Source organism: Burkholderia sp. WSM2230 (assembly GCF_000472445.1).
In the GTDB taxonomy this organism is placed as follows: domain Bacteria; phylum Pseudomonadota; class Gammaproteobacteria; order Burkholderiales; family Burkholderiaceae; genus Paraburkholderia.
Window position 1 is genome coordinate 1 of the sequence record NZ_AXAJ01000032.1, and the last position, 1,274, is coordinate 1,274.

Sequence of the window (1,274 nt, forward strand, 5' to 3'; positions counted from 1 at the left end):
AGCAACACCAACGACACCAGCAACACCAACGACACCAGCAACACCAACGACAAAGCGCTGGCCGAGTGCCTCGCCGCGCTCGTGCGCAAGCCGTTCGACCTCGCATCAGAGCCGCCGGTACGCGCGACGCTCGTACGCGTTGCCGACAATCGTCACGTGCTGCATCTCGTGCTGCATCACATCGTCAGCGACGACTGGTCGGTCGGCCTGCTGTTCGCCGACTTTTCGCGCCTCTATCGCGAGTATTGCGCAGCGGGCCGCGCCGGTTGCGTTGAACCATCCGTTGATGAGGCGAATGTGGCGGCGACCGCTGCAACCAGGTATCGCGAGTTGATCGCCGCGCGTGCGACCCAACTGACGCCCGAACGCGAGTCCGCGCAACTCGCGTGGTGGCGCACCGCACTCGCGAGTGACGACGATTCCCCCGCGACGCTCGCGCTGCCCTACGATCGCGTGCGCAGTGGCACGCGCCGCGGGGCCGGCGCACGCCATCGCACGCGTGTGCCGGCCGCCACCGCGAATGCGCTGCGCGCGCTCGCGAGCGCGCGTCGCGCAACGCTCTTCATGACACTTCTGGCCGCTTTCGACGCGTTGCTCTACCGATACTCAGGCCAGTCCGACATCCGCCTCGGCGTGCCGCTCGCCGGCCGCGATCTGCCGGGCGCGGCGGACGTCGCCGGCTTCTTCGTCAACACCGTCGTGATTCGCACTGCGCCGCGCGGCGCGATGCACGCCGCCCAACTTATCGACGATGTACGCGAGCGGCTGCTCAGCGCCCATGCGAACCAGGACGTGCCCTTTGCGAGCGTCGTCAAGGCCGTGCAGCCAGAGCGCGAGCTGACGCAGACGCCGCTTTTTCAGGTGCTCGTGAATCAGCAGCAGCGTCACGACCTGACGACGTCGTTCGGCGACGGGCTGCGCGTGACAGTGCAGGAAGTCGACAACGGGGAGGCGCAGTTCGATCTGATGCTGAACATCGCGGAGGGGGCGGACGACGCGCTCGATCTGACGTTCACATACGCGACCGATGTGTTCGAAGCGTCGACCATAGAACGCATCGCGCGCAATTTCACGGGACTGCTCGAGCAATGGAGCACGGCGCCTGATGCGCGGATTGCGTCGTTCCGGTTGCCTGAGTTGGATGAAGAATCAAAGACCCGTACGCCGGCTGCGTTTGCCTACGAGCCGGTGACGGCGCGAATCGCGGCGCAGGCCCGCGAGCGTCCCGACGCGATTGCACTCGTCGACGGAAATGATCAGGTGACCTATGCGCA

At 66.2% G+C, this 1,274-nt stretch carries 1 protein-coding gene; it reads left to right on the forward strand.

Annotation, left to right across the window (positions count from 1 at the left end; translation table 11 throughout):
- Window positions 1–1,274: condensation domain-containing protein (locus A3AC_RS29635; protein ID WP_035476112.1), on the forward strand; the 1,274-nt coding region annotated here is incomplete at both ends.